A 23,788-nucleotide genomic window follows, 5' to 3' on the forward strand; every position below is an offset into this window, starting at 1 on the left:
AGGAGAGGGACTACGAAGAACAGGATGAACAAAGCAAACACTTCGCATCTAGTTTTCAGGGAGTAAAAAACCGTCTTGGTCACTGCCAAGACGGTTTTTGTGTTCAGGCTATAAATGAGCAAAAACGGATAAAAGTTCATGGAAAGAAATCAGAGCAGTTTAAACCACTCGCAAACGAAATGAAAGGGGATGCCCTTCTGTCCCCATTCGTAGGCCAATCGGAATCGGTCTCGTTGGACTTGCTTGCTGCACCAGGCGATAAGGACACGGGTGTCTTCGTTCCGTGATAACCGCTTCCGACCTAAAATTGATAAATGCCGTCTACCATACAATCTGCAGTTACTATTAATACGGCCTGCCTGTTGAGAATTCCTCAGCAGGCTATTTGCGTACAAGCTGTTCACCTCAACGCACTAAATATGTATAATAATATAATCCAATTTATACGACTTCCTCGACATTTGTTCCGAGCGCCACTTGAAATAATGGATGATCAATCATGCAGTCATTCGGTTTATGATCCTCAAAATGTCTTATCAAAGGGTTTGTTAAGGGGGATATGAATAAATGTATACCATGCTAATTGTGGACGACAATCCTAACGATAGAAGTGGGATTACCGAACTGATCGATTGGGAAGAGGAGTTTATCGAAGTGGTTGGAACGGCCATTAATGGGGAGGATGGTTTTCATAAAGCGATTGCATTAAAGCCGGATTTAGTTCTGACGGACGTTTCGATGCCGATCCAGAACGGGATTGAAATGACGGAGATGATCAAGCAGGAGTTGCCCGATACCCAGTTTATTTTTATGAGCTGCTTCGACGATGTGGAATACTTGCAAAGTGCGATCAATCTGGACGTTTGCGCGTATGTATTGAAACCCATTGTGATCCCCGAGCTTGTGAAAGCCGTAGGCAAAATGCGCAAGCTGAAAGAAGTGGACATGAAGCGGGAGAAGCATGAAGCGGAGCTGGTAGCGCTGGTGGAGCAAAGCCTCCCCTTGTTGCAGGAGCAATTTCTGAAAGAACTTTTTTACAGTTCCGCATGGGACGGCAACGAACTGGCAGCAAGAATGAAATATCTGAAGATGGATTTGGAATGCGAACAATATTGCGTTTTTTGTGTGCAAATTGACAATTACGGTATCCATTACACAAACGAGTCGATGGATCAAAGGCATTTACTAATTTACAGACTGCAAAAATGTGTTCAAGAAGCGATAACCAATCCGCATGACTCGTGTTTTCTTGCCAGCCAGGGCTATGATCGGATCGTCGGAATCAAGAAGTATTCGAAGTCGGACATAAGCGGCAATTTGGACGACATTACGGAATGCGCGAATCACTGCATGGAATTGGCCAATCAAAGATTGGGACTTCATGTTACGATCGGCATAAGCGGATTATCCGACAATTTGAATGATGTGGCGGAGCAGTACGGCCGGGCGGAATATGCCGTGAAATCGAAAATTTACAGCAGCGGCAATCGGATCATTTTTCACTCGGAGGTATACGAGCCCGACCACCAGGTTCATTATAATTACAAGAACATGTATGATGAACTGCGGAATGTGGTTATGGGCTGCGACGAAGCCTCTAAATTGAAATTCATGGAAACGTATCTTTCCCAAGAAGCCAAGTTTACCGAGAATTATATTAAAAGTATATCCTACACGATTGTAAATATATTACATACGATCCTAGTCGAGAACGGCAAACGCTTCGGCGACATTTTTGAGGATGATTTCACCATTTGGCGGAACCTGTCACTGATCGAAACCTTTGCGGATATCAAACAATTTATTATGAACACCATTCATTCCGTATGCGATTGCTTGAACAAGTATAACGGGAAAAGAAATTCCATTGTGGATGATATCAAAGCTGTAATTGACGAAAAATACGCAGAAATAGAGAATGTGAACCAGATCGTTGAAAAGATGTTTATCAGCGCCAGCCACGCGAATCTGGTATTTAAGCAAGTGACAGGCAGTACGATATTCGACTGGGTAACCGCAAAGAGAATGGAAATAGCCAAACAAATGCTGTTGAACCCTTATGTGAAAATATACGAAATTCCGGAAAAGATCGGCTACAAGACAGGCGCCCATTTCAGATCGGTATTCAAAGGGTACACGGGAACAACGCCAAAGCAATACCAGGAAAAGTATTCAAGATAAAGGAGACTGCTTATGTTCAAGAAAAAAAGCAGAACAAGAGACAACCGGAATCTTGAATATACGGTATACCGGAATACGATTCTTATCTCCTGTATACCTTTTCTATTGGTAGCGCTTGCTTCGTTCGCTTATGTGTCAGTCAAGGCGTTTCACGACCAAAAAAGAAACCTGATAGACAGCGTTTACAAAAGCTCGCAATTGATTAACTCCGAATTGGACATGTACCTGATTAAAAGCGACGTATTATTGCAGAACAGATATCTTCCAGGTGCGATACAAAAAGAGTATGCAGGCGATATCGAGAAAATGATGGAGCTGTATTCAAACCTGGAAATCCTTATAGCGGAGCCCTTCGGCGCCAAGTACAGAGGTTTTTTTACCATATACCCGTTTAATGACTCCTTGTTCGAAGGCAGCTATATCGAGCGCTACGATCGAATCCAAGACTTATTGGAAAGTCTATCGTTTAGTCCGAAGGACGAAAGCGGGATTTTGTGGCTCGATACGCTTCAACAAAGAAAGTATTTGAACGATTCCGATTATATTAAATTTTACAGGTATATTAAAGATTTCGATAAACCGATTGGGGTACTGGAAGCCAACATTCCCTTTGACAGCATCAAGAAAATTATGGATAACACCGCTCTGTCAAAGGGGGCCGCGCTTATTTACAAGGATGGCAAAGGTCAAGTGAATCATGGGACAGGCACGGATTTGTTCAAACAGGATGCGTCGGCCACTATGACCCGGAAATACATCAGCGTGACGGAAACGCTGGTCAATTCGCATACCATAACCGCTGCTATACCTTATCTAAGCGTCCTGATGCCGGTCGTCAGGCTTCTGCTGATCACGCTGATTGGTTTGATCCTGATCGTGCTTGCCATGCTTTATATTTCCAAGTATTCGGCTCGAACCGCTTTGTTCCGATTGAAGAAATTTATTGACTCCATCCGGTTTGACGATACGTTATTGCTAAATCAGCATCTGATCCCTGAATCCGTTGGCGGCGAAGTGGCCGTGATCGAGAAACGATTCAAGGAACTGATTTCCAGAATCAACGAGTTGTACCAAGAAGTAACCACCGAAAAAATCGAAAAAAACAAGTTTGAGATCGAACTTCTCCAGGCCCGAATCAATCCGCATCTTCTGTATAACTCATTATCCGCCATTAAATGGAACGCGCAACGGAATCATGACAAAAGAACGGTTGAGCTCATTGATAATATGACCCGCTATTATCGTATATCGTTAAACAAAGGCAATAATATCATCACGATCTCGGAAGAAATAGATATGATCGTCCATTATGTCAAAATCAACGACTTTGCCTATTCCCGCACCTATACCGTTGAATTTGATATAGAGGATCATATTCGCAAGATGTACACATTCAAGCATCTGCTCCAACCGATCGTAGAAAACTCTTTGCTTCATGGACTAAATGGCAGGGAGCAGGGAGGAGTAATTACGATTTCGGGAAAAATCGTCGAAGGTGACATCCTGTTGACCGTCACAGACAACGGAGCGGGAATGTCCGAAGAGAAAGTAAATCGGATTTTCAATTTGGAGAGTACCTCCATTTTGGCGGGTTATGGGATGAAAAATCTGATCAAGCGGATAAACATGTACTATGGCGAAGATTACGGCATTCGGATTCATAGTGTTCCGGGGGCGGGTACGGAAGTGGCCATACGGATTAAAGCGATAGAACGAAAAGAGGAACTCAGTAATATAAGTTAACCTTGCAGTTACATACGATGAAGCAGCAAATAAGAGGTGATCTACACCTCTTATTTTGCATTTATGAAACCATTTTAATCCTTCCCAAATAATCAAATCGCATATGTTTTTAAGCGGATTGTAGTCTTATATTGGACTGCAATATTCAGTAAGATAAACATGCGAATGAAAGCGCTTATAAGTAGTCTCTCGGAATTTGAGCAGAGTTGAAGGGGTGACGACAACGTAAGGTACCAAGGACGCCGGAGACTACGTAACAAGGGAAAGGAAGATACAGGATTGAAAATGACTACGATAGGAGCTGCTTCGGGCGCACAGAAATTAAACAAAGGGAAGACGATGATCAAAATAAAGCATTACAAGCTTTTGTATCTCATCCTGAGTATGACGGTCATCTGGACATTCGTGTTTAATTATTTGCCAATGGTTGGGATTATCATGTCCTTTCAGGATTTTGATATTTTTAAGGGGATCACGGGCAGCCCGTTTGTAGGATTTAAACATTATGCGGATATTATTCAGATCCCCGCGCTGAGGAAGTCGATTGCCAATACGTTGTTATACAGCTCCGTCAAGCTGTTTATCGGGTTTCCGCTTACCGTTATTTTTGCCCTGTTGCTTAATGAACTCCGGAGTATGGCATTTAAAAGAGTGGTGCAGACGATCAGCTACCTCCCCCACTTTTTATCCTGGATCGCTATCGTTTCGCTATTTTATACATTCTTCGAGTTATACGGGCCGTTTAACAATTTGCGGGCGATGCTCTTCGGAGCGGATGTGGAACGAATTAATATTCTCATGATGCCTGAGCATTTCCTGGAACTCATTTTTTATTCCAACGTTTACAAAGAAATCGGCTGGGGTACGATTATTTTCCTTGCGGCTATCGCCGGAATCGATCCGCAGCTGTATGAAGCCTCGATGGTTGACGGCTGCGGCAGGTTCAGACAAATTGTCCATATCACACTGCCAGGCATATTGCCTACCATCATGATCATCTTTATTTTGTCGGCCGGCGGTGTGCTGAATGCGAATTTTGAGCAAATCATCGGATTCCAAAATCTCTATACCCAAGAGCATACAGAAGTAATCAATACGATTGTATACAAATATGGGCTGCAGCAGGGGAATTTTTCGCTGGCTACGGCATTCGGCTTGGCACAAGGCATCGCTTCCTTCCTGATCGTGTATGGGGTTAACAAGATCGCCAAGAAGCTGAGCGGCATAGGCGTATGGTGAGGAGGCGGAACATGCGGATCAGTATCGGAGGAAAAATCTTTAACGTATTCAACGTTGCATTGATGATGCTGTTGTGTGTCGTATTTTTGTTTCCTTATTTGAATCAGCTTGCCATTTCCCTTAACGACGGGAGAGATACGGCTTTTGGGGGAATCACGGTGTATCCCCGCGCCTTCACCTTGCAAAATTACAAAACCGTGTTTTCCAACGATTCTTTTAACACGGCACTCATGATATCGGTATTGAGGGTCATTATTGGTACCATAACCGGAGTCGTGCTGACAACCGCGACAGCGTATGCGCTTACGAAGAGGGATTTGCCGGCCAGGACATTTTTCATTACCCTTCTCCTGATTCCGACATTTATTGATGGCGGCCTGATTCCGACATTTATTTTGTACAGGTATTTGGATCTTATCAATCATTTTTGGGTCTATATCATTCCAGGCCTTTTCAGCTTTTATAACATGATCATCATTCGGACTTATCTCAACACGATACCGGCAAGCTTGGAGGAGTCGGCTGTGCTTGACGGGGCGAATAGCCTGCAAATTTTGACCCGAATTTATCTTCCGCTGGCCAAGCCTGTTATTGCTACGGTATCGCTCTGGCTGGCGGTGGCCCACTGGAATGATTGGGTAACCTCGCTGATGTTTGTTCAGAGCAAGGATCTGCATACGCTCCAGTTTGTGCTATACCGGGTGTTAAAAGAATCGGAGCTGATTATGCAGATGGCTGTCGAGCAATCCATGCAGGGCGGAACGATCGACCAGAATGCGCCGTCTGTTACGCCGGAAGCCGTAAAAGCGGCCACCTTAATTGTGTCGACGCTTCCGATCTTGATCGTGTATCCGTTCTTGCAGAAATACTTTGTGAAAGGCGTTATGTTAGGCGCCATCAAGGAATAAGGAAATGAACCTGTTTTCCGGAGCTCCGGATTTCATCTGGTAGTATGCTGCTTCATGTAAGCACGCTTCCGGGTTGATTTCATAGATAGTCAAATTGAGGGAGGAAGTCTAGAGAATGAGTCGTAATCTAGGAAAAAAAGCGGGTCAGCTTGCCTTGTGTATAGCGACTGTATTCGCTATCGCAGGTTGCAATGGAGAGGAGAAGAAGGGGGAAGCCACATCAACCGGTCAGCCGACACCAACCGAACAGACGGATACGGGAAAATTTGAGCCGAAGAAGGATCTGGAATTGAGCTACTGGTACTCGCATGGCTCGGATATACCGGCCAAACCGGACCCGAAGGAAAATATACCGGGAGATTGGCTGGAGAAAACGTCGAGAGTCAAGATCAAGGAGGGCTTTGGAAACGGCGGGCTGGACCCGAATGTCAAACTAGGGACGATGATTACCGGAAATATGGTTCCCAGCTTTGCCATCTCCTCGAATCAGACCGGCTTCGATAAAGCCATTGAGGGGAAGTTATTGTGGGAGCTTACCCCCGAAATGATGAAAAAATATGCACCCAACGTTTGGAACAGCTATCCGGAATTTGTGTGGGATTCGGTGAAGAAAGACGGAAAAATATACGGTATACCGTACGAATTGTTGTCCAGCGCATACGGGGAGGTCACAACAAAATCCGCTGACTGGAAAAACTTTTATTCGGTCAGCCCGCAAAGCGTCACATGGAACTCCCTCTCAACCGCACAAGGTTTCATTATTCGGGATGATATCTTGAAGACGCTATTCCCTTCCGCACTAGGATACGATGAGGCTGTCAAGCTGGTGCAAGAAAAGAATGCAAGTATCGCAGAGAAATTCATCCTGCCAATCGATACAACCGAAAAGTTCGTGAAATTGTTTACCGATATCAAAAATTTGAATCTCAAGGAAAACAACAAGCCGGTATACGCTTTTGGCTATCCCAAAGGGGACAACTGGACGGCGTTAACGGCGCTCGGGTCGGAGATGATGGGATACAAATCTTATAACTACATGTCCATGTACAATTCCACTTCGAAGAAGCTGGAATTCGGACTGCAGACCCCTATCGTCAAGGAAGCGGCAAAAATTCAAAATCAGCTGATCAGAGACGCTGTCATCGATCCGGAGTCCGTCGTGCATACCGCCGAAATTTTCAAGGAGAAGGTACTGAACGGGCAATATGCCATAACGTCGATCTTATCGACAGGCTCCGTAGGGCTTTCCAATCTGGTTGCGATCAATACGGAACTGGAGAAGGCGGGTAAAAAATTCAAGTATGTTCCTTTGTTCACTTCCGTGCCCAACAAGCCAGAATATCCTGCGCAATATACGGTACCTGTATCCGGCGGTACCAATTCTTATGTGTGGTTGTTCAAGACAATCAAAGAGGAAGATCTCCCGCAGGTTCTGAATTGGTTAAATATCCTGTTCTCGAAAGAATGGGAGGAGATCAAGTATTGGGGACCGCAGGAAGCCGGGTTATATGAAACAACCGCTGACGGAAAGCGGAAATTTAAGGACCCGTTGCTGCAGAAAGGCGCAGTTGAATACGATAAGAGCATTGATCCGAAAGAATTGAAGGGATTTGCGACAACAGGACATCGCCCGAACAGGCTTGTGGATGAGATTAGGCCGTATCCTACCGAATGGAATTATGATTTTATGAACGGTACGGATTTCAAGAAAAATTTGAATTACTCCTTTTTCACATTCCCGTCCACCAGCCCTTATTCGCAAAACCTGAAGAAAATGCCGGAATTTTCAACATGGAAGACCGATTTCAAGAGCGTTGCCGATATCACGACCTTGATGAACGCAAGGGGCGTGTGGGAGGACAGCTTCAAAATCGCTCTTGTAGCCAAAAGTGAAGGCGAATTCGAGACGAAATGGCAAAATGCGCTGCAGACCCTTAACAATAGCGCGAATATCAATAAAATTCTCGAGGAACAGATGAAGATTTTTGCGCCGATGCTTCAGGCTGTCGAAAGTAGAAAGTAGAAAGTAGAAAGTAGTCCGCTAATAAAACGGATGAATAGCCGAGGGTATGTTCACGCAACATGCCCGTCCGGCTTCGTCTTCCCAAGGATACGAAAGAATATCGGGAGGTTCGAATAAATGATGAAAAAGACAATGGCTCTCCTGTTTGGCTTGACGGCTGCTGTTATGATTACTTTCTTCTGTATTCCTGTGGCAAATGCGGCGGTCGGGGATGTTTTCACGGATGATTTCGAAATGGAGACTGTGGGAGTTAAGCCTGCCAAGTGGTCCATTTACAACGGTACTCCAGGCGTTCCGGACAGCGTAACGGTCGAGCAGGACGGCGCCACTGCCCAAAAGGTGTTAAAAATCGATATGCCCGCTTCCCGCTCAGGTTCCTACGGCGCACAGGCGGTATTTTCCAGTGCTGTACCACATGCCGTTATTTCTTATAGAGCAAAGGCGGATAACACCAATGCGACGGCCCAAATTCAAATATTCGGCCGGAACGGTTCGTTAATCGCTCAGCAAACGTTTATAAACGGCTTAATCCGATTTCTTGTCAGCGGCCCGAGTTATTACACCATTCAGCCTTTTGCAGCCGGGCAATGGTATGATTTCAAGATCATTCTGAATGCCGTCACTCACAAAATTGAGGCTGTATTCGTAGACGGTGAATACAAGGCCGGCAATTTGGACATCTACCCTTATGCCAGCGACATTGGCGGCCTGAGAGCGACGATGAATAATGCGGCGGCAGGCAGTGTCTCTCTGGATGATGTGAACGTGTATACGTACAAGGAACTGCAATCGCTCACATTGAACAAGAGTGTATTATCTTTAACTGCCGGGGGCAGCGAGAAGCTTGTGCCTGTGTTGGACCCTGCCGACGCCAGTAATTCGGTTTTTACTTGGACATCAAGCAACCCTGCAATCGCTTCCGTGGATTCTTCCGGTAATGTAACCGGTATTGCCGATGGTTCGGCTGTCGTTACGGTCTCCACGCTGGACGGGAGCTTCAGCGCGAGCTGCACGGTGAATGTTACCTATGCCCACGTTCAGAACATTCAACTCAACCCCAAAGTGCTAAACCTGGAAAGCGGATTCGAGGGAACGTTGTCCGTCTCCTTTACTCCTCCGGATTCCAGCAATAAGTCTGTCGTGTGGACCTTGAGCGACCCGACGGTTGCTGCTGTTACGGCGAACGGACAAGTGACAGCCTTACAGGAAGGAGAAACCACGATTACAGCCGTTTCGGTGGATGGCAATTATTCGGATACGGCCAGCGTTATCGTGTCAGCGCGCAGTATTCAGCAAGTTTATTATGTTTCGCCGGACGGGGATGACGAAAATCCCGGCTCAGAGGAGTTTCCGTTTCAAACCCTTCAGCAAGCCCGCGATGCCGTACGTCAAATCAATGCCAGTATGACTGGCGATATTATCGTCTATCTTCGCGGCGGCACGTACACCTTAAACGAGACTTTTCAACTGAACGATGAGGATTCGGGGACGAACGGTTATTCCGTCCAATACATGGCCTATCCGGACGAAAAGCCGGTTATCAGCGGCGGGAAGCAGGTGACGGGATGGACGCTGCACGATGCCGGTACGAACATCTACAAGGCCCACTTGGGTCAACCACTCGAAACAAGGCAATTATTCGTAGATGGGATACGCGCCGTTCGTGCAAGAAGTACCGGCGGCTTGACCGATGCGGTGAAAACCGCATCCGGGTATACCACTTCCGATACCTTTTTGGCCGGATGGCATAATCGTTCTGACCTGGAGTTCGTCTACCAAAAATATTGGACCAATTCAAGGGTCGGCGTGGACTCCATATCGGTGAGCGGAAATCAAGCCTCTATCACGATGAAGCAGCCCGCATGGTATGACGCTACCAACAAGGGAGGCACGTCCGTTACCATCCCCTTGTATTACGAGAATGCCTTCGAGCTGCTGGATACGGAGGGGGAATGGTATTTAGACCGGTCCGGCGCCATTGACGGAACGCCATATACGATTTATTACAAGCCAAGATACTGGGAAGATATCGCAACTGCGGAAGTGATCGCGCCCGTTATGGAAGAACTGATGGTCGTTCAAGGCAGCTCGCTGGCATTGCCTGTTCATCATATTCAATTTTCTGGAATATATTTCCAAAATACGACCTGGTTAAGACCGAGCAGCAATCTGGGACACGCCGACGCGCAAAACAACCACATTCGTTTAGTGCAGAGCAATGGGGCGATTCAGGATATTTTGCCGATTGCGGCGGTTACGGTCGAGAGAGCGAACCATATTCAGTTTGTCGGCAATGAGTTTTCCAAGCTTGGCGTTACGGCACTGAAGATGGTGCAGGGCGTGCAAGACAGCCAGGTTACCGGCAACAAGTTCTATGACTTGTCCGGCGGTGCCGTTAACATCGGGGAGCCCACCATCAATGACCCGAGCATTTATACGCCACAAGATCCGAGATTATGGATGAGAAATAATGACGTAACGAACAATTATATTCATGATATCGCCGTGGAATATCAATCGGCGGCAGCGATATCGGCTGGATTTCCGATGGATATGGAGATTAGCCATAATGAAATTTTCAATATACCGTACAGCGGTATTCATGTGGGATACGGCTGGTCCAATACCAGAAACTCGGCTTTAAAAAACGTCAAAATCCAACATAATTTTATCCATGATTTTATGGGCGATGGGATCATCGACGGCGGCGGCATTTATACGTTGGGGGGAACCGGCGGGACCGAACAATCGCCTAATCTCATATCGGAAAACTATATCCGGAATCAAATGAATATGTTTGCCGCACTTTACGCCGACCAGGGTTCCGATTATTGGTCGTTTGAGGATAATGTGGTTGATCTGTCTGAAACGCCGCTTTGGTTCCATGAAGAGATGGGATTCCGGAATGCCAGATGGGCAAATGCCGTATACGTTGAAAATATTTCGTTTGACGGCAATTTCTCGACAACCTCCGTGCAGACTGTCCATAGTACGGAAGCGCCGGTAACAAACCTGCATATTTATCCGGATGCGCAATGGCCGGCCGAAGCGCTCGATATTATCGAGAGATCCGGGCTGGAAGCGGCATACGCCCATTTGGCGGCGGACGCCTTGGAGCGGATTGCACTGCCGCAAAATATCAATATGACAATCAGCCAGAGCAGTCAGCTTCAGCCCGTTGCGACAACCGGAAAAGGGGAAACGACTGATCTCAGTTACGCTCAGTACCATTACTTCAGTGAGCATCCCGGTATTGCTCAGGTAGACGATGAGGGGACGATCACCGGCATCAGTCAGGGGAATACGAAAATCACGGCTTATGTCATTCTCGGCGGCGTTATGAAGAAGCTGGAAACCGATGTCTATGTAGAGGATCAACTAAATAGCATCGAGTTCAAGGATATCCTTGAGGCGACGAAAACGATTTTGCTTGGCAATTCGTTTCAAATTGAGGCAACCGGAAAGACGATACTCGGGCAAGATGCTCCCCTTTCAACGATTACCTATTCGAATAACCGGCCCGACATCCTGTCAGTCAGCGCGGCCGGAGTTGTTACCCCGTTGACTACGGGCACTGCGATTGTAACCGTTACGGGTACGTACAATGGAGAAACAGCCAGCCGTCCGCTAACGGTTCGCGTGATCAAATTTAATGACGAAGCGGGTCTGCTCTATGCAGGCGCCGGCATCAATGACGTGATTGAGGATGCGGATGGATGGTACATTGACGCTGACGGCCAAAATAATAAAATAGCGGAAGCGGGGAGCATTACGATTTCCACCCCCGGCACCTCGCCGCGCGGTTTTGCCGTCTATCAGGGACGTACATTCAAGGATGAGCTTCTGACCTTTCACATGCAAATCAACGCGCAAAGCGGATGGCCCTCCATTATGATGAGGAATCAGAATCGGGATGAAGGCTACCATATGGAAAATAATGATACGTATGTTTTCACCATAGGGCCTGATGCGATTGAGCTGCATAGGTTCAATGGCGGCGTGCGAACCGTTATTTTTGGGGATTTGCTGGGCTTCAAGAGTATCGGAGGAGGTCCTTATCCGAATGATCTATTTGATTACAACACCAACCATTTGGTTCAAGTAGGGGCAATCGATGAGGCCGAAGGTGTCAGGCTTATTTTGAACGTTGACGGCAATAACGTATTTAACTTCCTTGATTCTTATGCGGACAGAATCGCTTCCCCCGGTTATATGGGGTTGTATGCCAGAAGCGGAAGCATCACGCTTGGCGAGATTGAACCGACGGCGATCGAGATCCGTCCCGAACAAGTGGAGATCGACGAAGGGGATCAGCTTCAATTAACTGCCGATACGTTCGTTCAGACTTATCAGGTAAATGGGTTCGACATCACATGGAGCAGCGACAATGATGAAATTGCATCCGTAGACGAATCAGGCGAATTAACGGCTATTATGCCTGGAAATACGAAAGTATGGGCCCATATCGGTGATGTATCCGCATCAGTTGACATTCAAGTGCTTGATTCAACTCCGCCGGTTACGACAGTGGATATTGCCGGGGTAAAGCAAAACGGCAGCTTTGTTAGTGATGTAACGGTCACATTAAGCGTATACGACAATGCTTCAAGCGTTCAATCCAGCGTATACAGCCTTGACGGGGGCGTTGTCTGGAGCCTGTATAACGCGCCGATTACGATTAGTGAGAATGGCACGTATACCTTCGCCTATCGTTCCATCGACAATGCGGGTAATATCGAGCAACCGAAGCAGGTGACGATTACGATCGAAAAGTCGATGGATAACCTGGCATTGGATTTGATGAAGAAAATGGAAGATATGAAGTTGGCGAGCGCTTTTAGCGGCAGTATGCAAACAAAATTGAACGCCGTATACAAATCTTTGATGAAAGGCCATTCCACAAGTTCATTGAATCAGCTCGCAGCCTTCAGGAATGAAGTTCATGCGCAAGGCGGCAAAAAACTTACGGTTGAACAAGCAACCGAGTTGGATCGAATTGCCGGATTACTTATAGAAACAATCCGCTCAGGCGCATAGTCGGTTCGATAATTTATTGGAGGGGGGATTGTAAGTGTCTCCCCTCAATATGGAGTGAATGTCGATGGCAGTTACGATTCAAACGGCAGTACATACCATTCCTTCTCCAAGGCAGTTGAAGTGGCAGGAAATGGAGTTTTATGCTTTTATCCATTTTGGCATGAACACGTTTACTGGAAGGGAATGGGGGCTGGGCAATGAAGCTCCTTCGCTGTTTAAGCCCGAAGGACTCGATGCCTCCCAATGGGTTGAAGTATGCAAGTCCGCCGGCATGACAGGCATCATCCTGACGTGTAAGCATCACGACGGTTTTTGTCTCTGGCCCAGCGACTATACCGATTATTCCCTTAAAGCAAGTCCTTGGAGGAACGGTCGCGGCGATGTTGTCCGAGAGCTTGCGGAGGCTTGTCGGGAGCACGGATTGAAGCTCGGGATTTACTTGTCGCCGTGGGATCGGCATGAGCCGAGTTATGGCGATTCACCAGCGTATAATGCTTATTTTCTGAATCAATTGCGGGAGCTTCTCACGAATTATGGACATTTTTTTTGCGTATGGTTCGACGGCGCATGTGGGGAAGGCAGTAACGGAATGGTCCAGGAATACGATTGGGACGCCTATTATCGGGCCATTCGCGAGATGCAGCCGGACGCCGTCATCTCGATTTGCGGTCCGGATGTGCGCTGGTGCGGCAATGAAATCGGACATACCCGAAAATCGGAGTGGAGCGTAGTCCCTGAAACGATGAAGGACAACGAAATCATTCAGGCCAAATCGCAAAAAAAGGATGACGGCACCTTCTCGCAGCGAGTTGATACGACAGACGAAGATTTGGGAAGCAGGACCGTTTTGGCGAAAGTAGACCATGTGATTTGGTACCCCGCAGAGGTAGATGTATCGATCCGGCCGCGCTGGTTTTATCATGCGGACGATGACGATCGGGTGAAATCGGTCGACGAATTGATCGATTTGTATGAGTCTGCCGTAGGAGGGAATTCAGGGCTTCTGCTGAATATACCGCCTGACAGACGCGGGGTCATTCATGAGAACGATGCCCGGAATTTGCGCGAATTCGGACAATGGCTCCGCAGCACGTACGGAAACGATCTGGCAGGCAAGGCGAACGTGCGTGCCTCTTGCACCAGAGATGCGGTCGTAGACGCCAAGCACGTTGTTGATGGATGTACGGATACGTTCTGGTGCCCCCCGGCAGGGATGGAGAAGGCGGAGCTGGAGCTTGATCTTGGTGAGGAGTATGTATTTAACCGGATTGTATTGAAGGAACATATCCCTTCCGGACAAAGGATCGAGCGGTTTCAATTGGAATACCGGCAAGGAGAGAGGTGGGTGCCTTTGTATGAAGGTACCGTCGTAGGGTACAAGAAGATTTGTCGTTTGCCGCAAACGAAGGCGAGATATTTGCGCCTGAATATAACGGAATCCCGGATAAATCCGACACTAAGCGGCTTCGGAGTCTACTTCAGCGGACGATGAAGCGGCGGCTGCGAAGGTTCGAAGGATGTCTGTAGGGAATGGCGGCAGAACTACGCAGAAAAGGAGCTGTACAATAGCAATGTTGGAGAAAACGGAATGGTGCAGCTTTCGCTGGGAGCATGCAAATAAGCACGATAAGCCGCGGGTCATGCTCGTTGGCGATTCCATAACAGCAGGATATTTCCCGTATGTCGCTTCAATCGTAGAGGATCAAGCCTATGCAAGCTTGCTTGCAACTTCGAAAGCGGTGGATAACCCGGATCTTATCCATGAAATGGCGTATGCGTTTCGTCATGGAAATAGCAGCTACGAGGTCATTCATTTTAATAATGGTCTCCACGGGTGGCATGTAAGCCAAGAAGTCTATGCGAACAAGCTGGAAGAAGCCGTAATTTGGCTGAAGGAGCATGCGCCTGCGGCCAAGATCATTTTGGCTCTGTCCACCTCCGTATGGGTAAAGGGACAACCTGCGGCGCCGGATCAGGAGAAAGACCGGATTATCCGATTCAGAAACGAATCCGTGCTTCATATTGCGCAGCGGTACCAATGTGAGGTTAACGATTTATATACCGCCATGAACGGAAGGCCGGAATATCGGACGGATGACGGTTATCATTTTCATGAAATTGGAAAAAGAGAGCAAGGGAAAATTGTTGCGGCTGTTATTTTGGCTAAATTATAACTGACTTTTAATGATTAAACGAAAAGGTAGTGGGTATGATGCATGCGGAATGGTTCAAAAACGGACTGGATGTCATGTCGACGGAGCACGGGTGGATGCCGGTCCGTTTCACGGACGAGCAATTACGAGGTTACGACGTTCACGAGGGGATTCGGATTAGAAGCCGCTGCGCTTCGGGGGTCATGCTGGATATCGTGACAGACTCCGATTTTATCGAAATTGAATATACAGCAGGCGAATTCGCGAGGAATTGGTTATATTTTGATGTCTATATCGACGGCATTTATATAAGCTCCAATGGACAAGAGCCCATCGAACAAAAAAACGGATTATTCCGTTGCAGCTTGAAGAGTATACCTGCATACGAGAATGCGTACCGATTCAATGCATCCGGTAAGATTATCGATGGTACATCGTCCGAGCATAAGCGGCGGGTCATCATTTATTTGCCGCATCTTGTTGTCCTGTTTATTCGCCAGATACGGTTTTCGGAGAGGGCCTCGGTAGTCCCCGCTCCGACTGCAACGGGAAATTTGTTATGTCTGGGCGATTCCATCACCCAAGGCATGGATGCCAGACGCCCTTCCTCGGCATATCCCGTCCAGCTTTCACGGTTTCTGGGGATGAATCTGTTGAATCATGGAGTAGGCGGGCATATTTTCGATGCTTCAAGTCTCGATCCGGATTTGCCGTATAAGCCCGATCTCATTACTGTAGCGTATGGCACGAACGATTGGATGACGCATGAACGATTATCGGAGCTCCAGCAGAAATGCGATGAATTTTTAGGAAAGCTGTCGGACATGTATCCCGCTTCGCAAATCGTTTTGCTTTCTCCAATCTGGAGACAAGATGCGGACCAAGCGAAACCGATGGGTTCTTTCGCCGACATGACACGCGCCATCGTCGAAGTCGCTCAGGGCTTTCCGCGAATCAGCTTGATTGACGGCATGAGTTTGGTTCCGCCTCAGCCGAAGTTTTTCGGTGACGGAAGGATACATCCTAACGAAGAAGGCTTTTTATTCATGACGCAGGGCATTCTCAAGCATATTTGTAGCTATAAATGAATAAATTCGCCTTCAGTAAACTGTGAAATCAAGCATCCGTTTGGTGACCGCTGCACCAGGTGCGTAAAATAAGGTTGAGATTACGTCCGGATCGTTGTAAACTAGAAATGTTAACGTGTGCATTTCGGTTGATCGTGCAATAGCAAGCAGCTACAGGTGTAAGCGCAATTCGATGAATACATGATGATGAAAACCGGGGGATGACGATATGCAAAAGCACGACGGAATGAATTATGCTCCTCAAGGAAAACCGAAGCCGGTTGTAGAGCCGGGAGAATTCACCTTTGCGGCGATGAGCCTGGATCATGGGCATATTTTTGGGATGTGCAACGGACTAATCGAGGCGGGGGCCCAGCTCAAATGGGTTTATGACGCCGATCCCGCCAAAGTGGAGGATTTTATAAAGCGGTATCCGGGCGTTAAAGCGGCATCCTCCGAGGAAGAAATTTTTAACGACGCTTCGGTGAAGCTCATAGCCGGAGCGGCGGTTCCGTCCGAGCGCTGTGCGCTGGGCTTGAAGGCGATGTCGCACGGCAAAGATTATTTTACGGACAAGACGCCGTTTACTACGCTGGAGCAGCTGGAATCGGCTCGACGCATGGCGAAGGAAACGGGACGCAAATATATGGTCTATTACAGCGAGCGTCTGCATGTGGAAAGCGCGGTGTTTGCAGGGCAGCTGATCGATGAGGGCGCGATCGGACGCGTCGTGCAGGTTATCGGTACGGGACCGCATCGTCTCAATGCGCCGTCAAGGCCGGGATGGTTTTTTGAAAAGGAGAAATACGGCGGCATTTTATGCGATATCGGAAGTCATCAGATCGAGCAATTTTTGTTTTACTCCAAGGCGAAAGATGCCAAGGTGATGCACAGCAAAGTGGCGAACTATAACAGCAAGGAATACCCCGAGCTGGAGGACTTCGGCGATGCGACGCTCATAGCCGACAACGGGGCCACGAACTATTTCCGAGTCGATTGGCTGACGCCTAACGGGCTCGGCACGTGGGGAGACGGACGGACGATCATCCTCGGTACCGACGGCTATATCGAGCTTCGCAAATATATCGATATTGCTCGGGATAAAGACGGGGATCAGCTGTATTTGGTCAACCATGAAGGCGAGAAGCATTATTCGCTTCGAGGGCAAGTAGGCTATCCTTTCTTCGGACAGCTTATTCTGGACTGCTTGAACCGTACGGAGAATGCGATGACGCAGGAGCATGCGTTCAAAGCGGCGGAGCTTTGCTTGATGGCTCAGCAAATCGCAGTAAGAGTAGAGTAGACGTTGAACCGAACAATGCGGCGACCGTCAGACGATGTCTGGCGGTTTTTTGGCGTTTGCATAGATCTGACATCTTATGTACGTTGCTTCTTGAAATTATGTTATAGTAATAAGGGTGAAAACGATTACATATAAAGCTGCTTGCTGTCGACAGACAAAAAAGGGGAACGTTGCGATGCTCGGTATTAAGCTAAATTACAAATTGTTTTACCAATACATGATCTCCTACATCGTTGTTTTGCTGCTGCCGATCATCATTATCGGCCTTACGGTGTACAGCTATTTCATACAATTACTGCGGGACGAAGTCATACGCGGAAACTTGAACCTTCTGGCCCAGGTAAAGGATACGATCGATGTCAAGATGAACGAGTTCGGCAATATCGCTTATCATATTGCTTCCAATCCGAATCTTACTCCCTATGCGGCAACCAAAAACGCATACAGCGAAATGAACGCGATACTCGAGCTTCGGAATTACAGCAGCGCGAACCATTTGATTCACGATATGCTCTTATATTACCGCGGAGGGGAGAAGCTTTACTCGCCCTACAGCGCCTACGATGCCCTAACCTATACGGATAAAATTTTTCGCTATGAAGCATGGAAGGCCGAGGACTTCTACAAAACGATCGAAACGATAGACAAGCCGCTGCTTAGAAGCGCGGAAACGGTTGCCATGAACAGCCCGGAGCGCTTTATAACCTACCTGCTTCCGATCCCTTACCGGGACGTAAAACCTTACGGTACGGCTGTTTTTCTGATCAAGGAAGATGCGTTTCGGGATATGATAAAAAAATCGTTCGGCGACTACGGCGGCAATACGATCATTCTGAACGGGGAAGGTAAACTGATCACATCGCTCTCGAATATCGAAGAGTCGCAACTGAACGAGCTGCTCCTGGCTATGCCGATGGAACGCCAGAACGGCTCGCAAACAGTCCGGTTGTCCCGAAACGACTATATTGTCAGCTATATCAAATCGGAGAGCTTGGGATGGAGCTACGTCTCGCTCGTCGATAAGAATAAGGTCATGAACAGCATCCAGCTCGCCAAACAGAGGACGCTGTTCGGGTTATTGTTCGTCCTGATCGTGGGCAGCATCGTGATCTACTATGTCACATCGCTAAACTACAAGCCGATCAAGCGTTTAAAAACGTTAGCGGACCGTACGCTTAAGCAGCCCCAACGGAACGGGAATGAACTGGAGTCGATCCAGTCGGCATTTCGTTACATATCGGACAATAATGATGAATTGATACGTAAAATCAGCAGCAGCAAGCCCGCGCTCAAGAACTACCTGCTGCTCAATTTGCTGAAGGGCGATTTTCAGGATGTCGAGGAGTTTAACCGGAGGGGGGAAGCGGCGGACTTCCGTCTGACGAAACGGCAATTATGGGTGGCGATCGTTTATTTTTCCAAGAAGGAGCAAGAAAGCGGCATGCACGGGGATTTGATCATTAAGGAAGTGGAAGGGCTGCTTCCGGAGCAAATTGAAGGGTATGGCAAGGAAAACGTCGAAGAGGGAACGCTTACGTTCATTTTCGGTACGGACGAGGACAGCGAACAAGTAATCAAGACGTATTTGCTTCGAGTTCAGGAGCATATGCTGAGCGAGCACGGCCTGCAAGCGACCGTCGGCGTCGGCAATCCGTATAGGAATGTTGGAGAGATCGGCAAATCGTACATCGAGGCGTGCAGCGCCATCGATTACCGGTTAATCAAGGGTCACGGGCAAATCATTTTTTTCAGCGAAATTACGCTCCGATCAGGCACGCGCGACAGCTGGTATCCGAAGAGCGAATGGGAGCGGCTCAAGCTTTACATTGTGCGGGGAAATACGGAGGAAGTGGAGTTTTATCTCAACCAGCTTATCGCGACGATGAAAGGCGAGCAAATTCCATTATATATGGCGAAATGCATGTGCTACGATCTGATCAACGTCATTTTTGCCATCATGTATGAGCTCAATCTCGATTTGAAAAACCAGCAGAAATCGTACCCGGACGTTATGACGCTGACGGAATTCGAGACGGTCGACGAGCTCGCAGAGCTGGTTCGTACGATCAGCATTGATATATGCGGCATGATCCGCGATCGCAAGGAAAGCGGAAACGTGCAGCTGCAGGATCGAATGATCGCCTACATTCACGAGTTTTACGGATCTTACCATTTTTCGGTGCAAATGATGGCCGATGATTTTCAAATGTCTGCTTCTTACTTGAGCCGGTATTTCAAAGACCAAGCAGGTCAAACGCTCACCCAATACGTCAATTCGGTGCGGATGGATAAAGCGAAGCGGCTGCTGCGGGAAGGAAATGAAAACCTGAACGAGATCGTCACGCAAATCGGATACGGCAGCGTCCCCGGATTTATCCGCAAGTTTAAGGAAACGGAAGGGCTCACACCGGGCGAATATCGGTCGCTGCACCGCCAATAAGCACCTTATAGCCTGGAATGTAATGATCTGCAAAGGAGTGCGGAAACCGTCAATCGGTTACAATGAGGCCCAGAAAGGCGTGAGGAGTCGCCCAATCGTTTGATGTAAAGCTCTGCTAGGCTTGTAAAACCCGTCAATTCCCGAATGTAATCGTTCGTCAACCCGGAACGGAAATTGTAAATTTACAGTTTCCGTTTTGTTTTGTTATGGTGCTTGCAAAAGGGGGTGAACACGATGCACTCGGGCAGAACGGTTTTCCGAAAGATGGTAAGCAATTATCAACTATACTTATTGTTTCTGCCGACCTTCGTTTATTTTATAGTGTTTCATTACATGCCTATGTACGGAATACAAATTGCTTTTAAAGAATTTATCGCGACGAAGGGGATTTTCGGCAGTCCATGGGTAGGCTTCGAGCATTTCGAAAGGTTCTTTAACTCGTACCAATTTTGGACGGTCATTAAAAACACGATCGGGTTAAGCGTATACGGATTGGTCGTTTCGTTTCCGCTTCCGATCTTGCTCGCGCTGCTGTTAAACCAGCTTGCGAGTCAACGCTTCAAAAGATTCGTCCAGACCGTTACGTATGCGCCGCATTTTATTTCTACGGTTGTACTGGTTGGCATGCTTGCCGTTTTTTTGTCGCCCCGCAGCGGTCTGGTCAACCAGATCATTACGTTTTTCGGGGGAGAGCCGGTTTTCTTCTTGGCGATGCCGGAATGGTTCAAGTCGTTGTATGTGTTGTCGGGCGTCTGGCAGGGGGCAGGCTGGGGAGCAATCATTTATTTGGCGGCACTGGCCGGCGTCGATCCCGGTTTGCATGAAGCGGCCATTATGGACGGGGCGAGCAAGCTGCAGCGGATCCGGTACATCGACATTCCGTCGATTATGCCGACGGCGATTATCGTCCTTATTCTCAATCTGGGAAGCATCATGACCGTAGGCTTCGAGAAGACGTTTCTGATGCAAAATTCACTTAACATCGACTCATCCGAAATTATTTCCACCTATGTGTACAAAACGGGACTTCTCGGCACGCAGTACAGCTTCTCAGCCGCAGTAGGCTTGTTCGACTCGGTGGTCAACTTCATTCTGCTCGTCCTCGTCAACCGGGGAGCCAGGAAACTGACGGAAACAAGCTTGTGGTAGAAAGGAGCGCTTGCGTGGATTTACGTACGAAGTCCGACAAAATTTTCGATGGCTTGAACATTACGGTTTTAACGATTGCGATGATCGCTGTCTTGTATCCGCTTTATTTTGTCGCCATCGCTTCTGTCAGCGATCCGAACGCCATAAACGGAGGAAGAGTCTGGTTCTTTCCTGACCAGTTCACATTGGAAGGGTACCGGAATATCCTCAAAACCGATGCGATTTGGATCGGCTACCGGAATACGCTGCTCTACATGTCGATCGGGACATTGATAAACGTAGCGATGACGCTGACGGGCGCGTATCCCTTGTCGCGTAAGGATTTTTACGGACGAAACGCGTTTATGATCATGATCACGTTTACGATGTTTTTCAGCGGCGGCTTGATACCGACTTATCTGCTTATCAAAAAATTGCATCTGATCCATACGATGTGGGCGCTCATCTTGCCCGGTGCAGTCAGCGTCTGGAATTTGATCGTCACTCGCACGTTTTTCCAGCATATGATTCCCGGCGAGCTTCGCGATGCGGCGGCGATCGACGGATGCTCCGATTTCGGGTTTTTCGTTCGGATCGTGCTGCCCTTGTCCAAGGCGATTACGGCAGTTATGGTGTTGTTTTACGGGGTAAGTCACTGGAACGCGTTCTTCGGTGCGCTCATTTATTTGAATGATGAGCGGATGTATCCGCTGCAGCTTATTTTACGGAACATTTTGCTCCAGAACGAAGTGCAGGAGACACTCAACCTCGGACAAGGCGGAGAAGCGCGCAACATGGCGGAGACGATCAAATACGGGGTCATCATTGTAGCAAGTTTACCCGTTCTCGTCTTATACCCGTTCGTACAAAAATATTTCGCCAAAGGCGTCATGATCGGTTCGTTAAAGGGCTGACAGAAACGCCATATTCATTCGAACATAAAGGGGATGCATGAACAATGAAAAAAAGTTTGCTCGTCACGACGATCGTTGCCGTTGCAGCGGTTACAGGCTGCAGCCAGAGTCCTAAAACGGAGCCGGCAAGCACCGGCAGTACGCCGGAAAATTTCAATAAGACTGGTCTGCCGATCGTCGAAAAACAGGTTAGCTTGCGCATTCCGGTCATCAAAGCGGACTACCATAAAAACTGGGATGAAATGGCCACCATTCGCGATCTGGAGGACAAAACGAACGTCAACATCAACTGGGAGCAGATACCTGCGGCCAGCTTTCAGGAAAAGAAAAATTTGATGTTTACAAGCGGGGACATTCCTGATGCATTTTTTAACGGATTAAATTCGCAGGATGTCGTCAAATACGGCTCCCAAGGCGTGCTCATTCCTTTAGAAGGGCTGATAGAGAAATACGCCCCGAACATCAAAAAAATATTGGACGAAAATCCCCAGGTGCGAAGATTGGCAACCGCGCCGGACGGTCATATTTACTCGATTCCGTGGTTCGAGGACAAATCGTTTTTTGAATTCCGCAACGCGTTCCTGATTAATAAAAAGTGGCTCGACAAGCTGCAGTTGAATGTTCCGACGACGACTGAGGAGCTTTATCAAGTATTGAAAGCGTTTAAGGAGAAAGATCCGAACGGCAATGGCAAAGCGGACGAAATTCCGGCAACGTTCCGTCACGGCGCTTCCACGAACGGCTATTACGAATTGTTCGGCGCTTTCGGCGTCGTCGATGCTTTAACGATGTTCTCCGTCGACAACAAGAAGGTCGTGTTTGATCCGATGCAGGAAGGCTACAAGGAAGTCATTAAATTTATCAACAAGCTTTACAGCGAAGGGCTGTTCGACAAAGAAACGTTCACCCAGGACGCCAAACAGATGTTGTCGAAGACGCAAAGCAACCCTCAGTTAGTCGGGCTCATTGCCTCGTTCAACGGCGTTTATGAGTTCGGTAACGAAGGCGTGAAGGATTACGTAGCGATTCCCGCATTAAAAGGGCCGAATGGCGATCAGCTGTGGCGCAGACAGGACAATCGGATTATACAGAACTTCTTCTCCATTACATCGGCCAACAAAAATCCGGAAGTAACGATGCGACTCGTCGATACGATGAACGATCCCAAATCCGTCCTGCAGTTCCAGCGCGGTCCGATCGGCACGCATTTGAAGGAGCGTTCGGACGGGATGTTCGAGGTGATCGACGCACCGAAAGGAACGGATACGAGCAGCTGGATCGGCAGCGTATCGCCTTCGACGGCACTCCCGTTACTGATTTCGAAAGATTGGGTTAATAAGCTCGTTAAAAATGAGAGCGATCAGCTGCGGCAAAACTTTTACGAGATTTATAAGCCAAACATCGTCAAAGAGGACCGTGCTTACCCGAACCTTTATTTGACTGCGGAGCAAAACAACCGGATGAGCGTGCTTAATACCGATATTAGTACGTACATTCGGAAAATGGAAGCGAAATGGATAATCGACGGCAATGTCGAGAAAGAGTGGGACGGCTTCGCGCAAGAGCTGAAGAAAATGGGTATCGAGGAAATGATCAAAATCAAGCAGGCTGCTTATGATGCGTTTATCAAAAACTGAACCGGAGGAGATAGC

Annotated in this window: 15 protein-coding genes; all 15 read left to right on the top strand. The window is 47.8% G+C overall.

The window, feature by feature from the left end:
- Positions 1–287, top strand: a 287-nt coding sequence (locus DQG23_RS43045) for a hypothetical protein (protein ID WP_238177980.1), incomplete at its 5' end; no start/stop codon positions are given.
- Positions 288–567: 280 nt separating this feature from the next.
- Positions 568–2,181, top strand: a complete 1,614-nt coding sequence (locus DQG23_RS22330; protein WP_113033108.1) for a response regulator — start codon at positions 568–570, stop codon at positions 2,179–2,181.
- 12 nt (positions 2,182–2,193) lie between these two features.
- A complete protein-coding gene (locus DQG23_RS22335; RefSeq protein ID WP_113033109.1) occupies positions 2,194–3,924 on the top strand; it encodes a sensor histidine kinase in 1,731 nt (576 codons plus the stop codon).
- A 285-nt stretch (positions 3,925–4,209) separates the two neighbouring features.
- The gene (locus tag DQG23_RS22340) at positions 4,210–5,163 is read left to right on the top strand and encodes an ABC transporter permease (RefSeq protein WP_238177993.1); all 954 of its coding nucleotides are present in this window, start codon (positions 4,210–4,212) and stop codon (positions 5,161–5,163) included.
- A gap of 11 nt (positions 5,164–5,174) precedes the next feature.
- Entirely contained in the window at positions 5,175–6,071 is an 897-nt protein-coding gene (locus DQG23_RS22345) for a carbohydrate ABC transporter permease (protein ID WP_158560645.1), read from the top strand.
- Between the two features lie 115 nt (positions 6,072–6,186).
- Positions 6,187–8,094: a type 2 periplasmic-binding domain-containing protein gene (locus DQG23_RS22350; RefSeq protein WP_113033112.1), complete on the top strand. Its 1,908-nt coding sequence runs from the start codon at positions 6,187–6,189 to the stop codon at positions 8,092–8,094.
- Between the two features lie 117 nt (positions 8,095–8,211).
- Entirely contained in the window at positions 8,212–13,131 is a 4,920-nt protein-coding gene (locus DQG23_RS22355) for an Ig-like domain-containing protein (protein ID WP_113033113.1), read from the top strand.
- Positions 13,132–13,195: 64 nt separating this feature from the next.
- Entirely contained in the window at positions 13,196–14,623 is a 1,428-nt protein-coding gene (locus DQG23_RS22360) for an alpha-L-fucosidase (protein WP_113033114.1), read from the top strand.
- A 79-nt stretch (positions 14,624–14,702) separates the two neighbouring features.
- The gene (locus tag DQG23_RS22365) at positions 14,703–15,305 is read left to right on the top strand and encodes an SGNH/GDSL hydrolase family protein (RefSeq protein WP_113033115.1); all 603 of its coding nucleotides are present in this window, start codon (positions 14,703–14,705) and stop codon (positions 15,303–15,305) included.
- A gap of 35 nt (positions 15,306–15,340) precedes the next feature.
- A complete protein-coding gene (locus DQG23_RS22370) occupies positions 15,341–16,372 on the top strand; it encodes an SGNH/GDSL hydrolase family protein (RefSeq protein ID WP_113033116.1) in 1,032 nt (343 codons plus the stop codon).
- A 208-nt stretch (positions 16,373–16,580) separates the two neighbouring features.
- Positions 16,581–17,654 (top strand): Gfo/Idh/MocA family protein, encoded by a 1,074-nt coding sequence (locus DQG23_RS22375; RefSeq protein ID WP_113033117.1) that lies wholly within the window; start codon positions 16,581–16,583, stop codon positions 17,652–17,654.
- Positions 17,655–17,829: 175 nt separating this feature from the next.
- Entirely contained in the window at positions 17,830–20,094 is a 2,265-nt protein-coding gene (locus DQG23_RS22380; protein WP_113033118.1) for a helix-turn-helix domain-containing protein, read from the top strand.
- Between the two features lie 234 nt (positions 20,095–20,328).
- A complete protein-coding gene (locus DQG23_RS22385) occupies positions 20,329–21,243 on the top strand; it encodes an ABC transporter permease (protein WP_113033119.1) in 915 nt (304 codons plus the stop codon).
- Between the two features lie 14 nt (positions 21,244–21,257).
- Positions 21,258–22,136: a carbohydrate ABC transporter permease gene (locus tag DQG23_RS22390; protein WP_238177981.1), complete on the top strand. Its 879-nt coding sequence runs from the start codon at positions 21,258–21,260 to the stop codon at positions 22,134–22,136.
- 44 nt (positions 22,137–22,180) lie between these two features.
- A complete protein-coding gene (locus DQG23_RS22395; protein ID WP_113033120.1) occupies positions 22,181–23,773 on the top strand; it encodes an extracellular solute-binding protein in 1,593 nt (530 codons plus the stop codon).
- The last annotated feature ends 15 nt before the right edge of the window (positions 23,774–23,788 follow it).

The organism is Paenibacillus contaminans, assembly GCF_003285015.1.
Taxonomy (GTDB): Bacteria; Bacillota; Bacilli; order Paenibacillales; family NBRC-103111; genus Paenibacillus_V; species Paenibacillus_V contaminans.

Bases quoted from the DNA above. Each gene is read 5' to 3' on its own strand.
- DQG23_RS22330 (WP_113033108.1), top strand. From the start codon at position 568: ATGTATACCATGCTAATTGTGGACGACAATCCTAACGATAGAAGTGGG.
- DQG23_RS22335 (WP_113033109.1), top strand. From the start codon at position 2,194: ATGTTCAAGAAAAAAAGCAGAACAAGAGACAACCGGAATCTTGAATAT.
- DQG23_RS22340 (WP_238177993.1), top strand. From the start codon at position 4,210: ATGACTACGATAGGAGCTGCTTCGGGCGCACAGAAATTAAACAAAGGG.
- DQG23_RS22345 (WP_158560645.1), top strand. From the start codon at position 5,175: ATGCGGATCAGTATCGGAGGAAAAATCTTTAACGTATTCAACGTTGCA.
- DQG23_RS22350 (WP_113033112.1), top strand. From the start codon at position 6,187: ATGAGTCGTAATCTAGGAAAAAAAGCGGGTCAGCTTGCCTTGTGTATA.
- DQG23_RS22355 (WP_113033113.1), top strand. From the start codon at position 8,212: ATGATGAAAAAGACAATGGCTCTCCTGTTTGGCTTGACGGCTGCTGTT.
- DQG23_RS22360 (WP_113033114.1), top strand. From the start codon at position 13,196: ATGGCAGTTACGATTCAAACGGCAGTACATACCATTCCTTCTCCAAGG.
- DQG23_RS22365 (WP_113033115.1), top strand. From the start codon at position 14,703: ATGTTGGAGAAAACGGAATGGTGCAGCTTTCGCTGGGAGCATGCAAAT.
- DQG23_RS22370 (WP_113033116.1), top strand. From the start codon at position 15,341: ATGATGCATGCGGAATGGTTCAAAAACGGACTGGATGTCATGTCGACG.
- DQG23_RS22375 (WP_113033117.1), top strand. From the start codon at position 16,581: ATGCAAAAGCACGACGGAATGAATTATGCTCCTCAAGGAAAACCGAAG.
- DQG23_RS22380 (WP_113033118.1), top strand. From the start codon at position 17,830: ATGCTCGGTATTAAGCTAAATTACAAATTGTTTTACCAATACATGATC.
- DQG23_RS22385 (WP_113033119.1), top strand. From the start codon at position 20,329: ATGCACTCGGGCAGAACGGTTTTCCGAAAGATGGTAAGCAATTATCAA.
- DQG23_RS22395 (WP_113033120.1), top strand. From the start codon at position 22,181: ATGAAAAAAAGTTTGCTCGTCACGACGATCGTTGCCGTTGCAGCGGTT.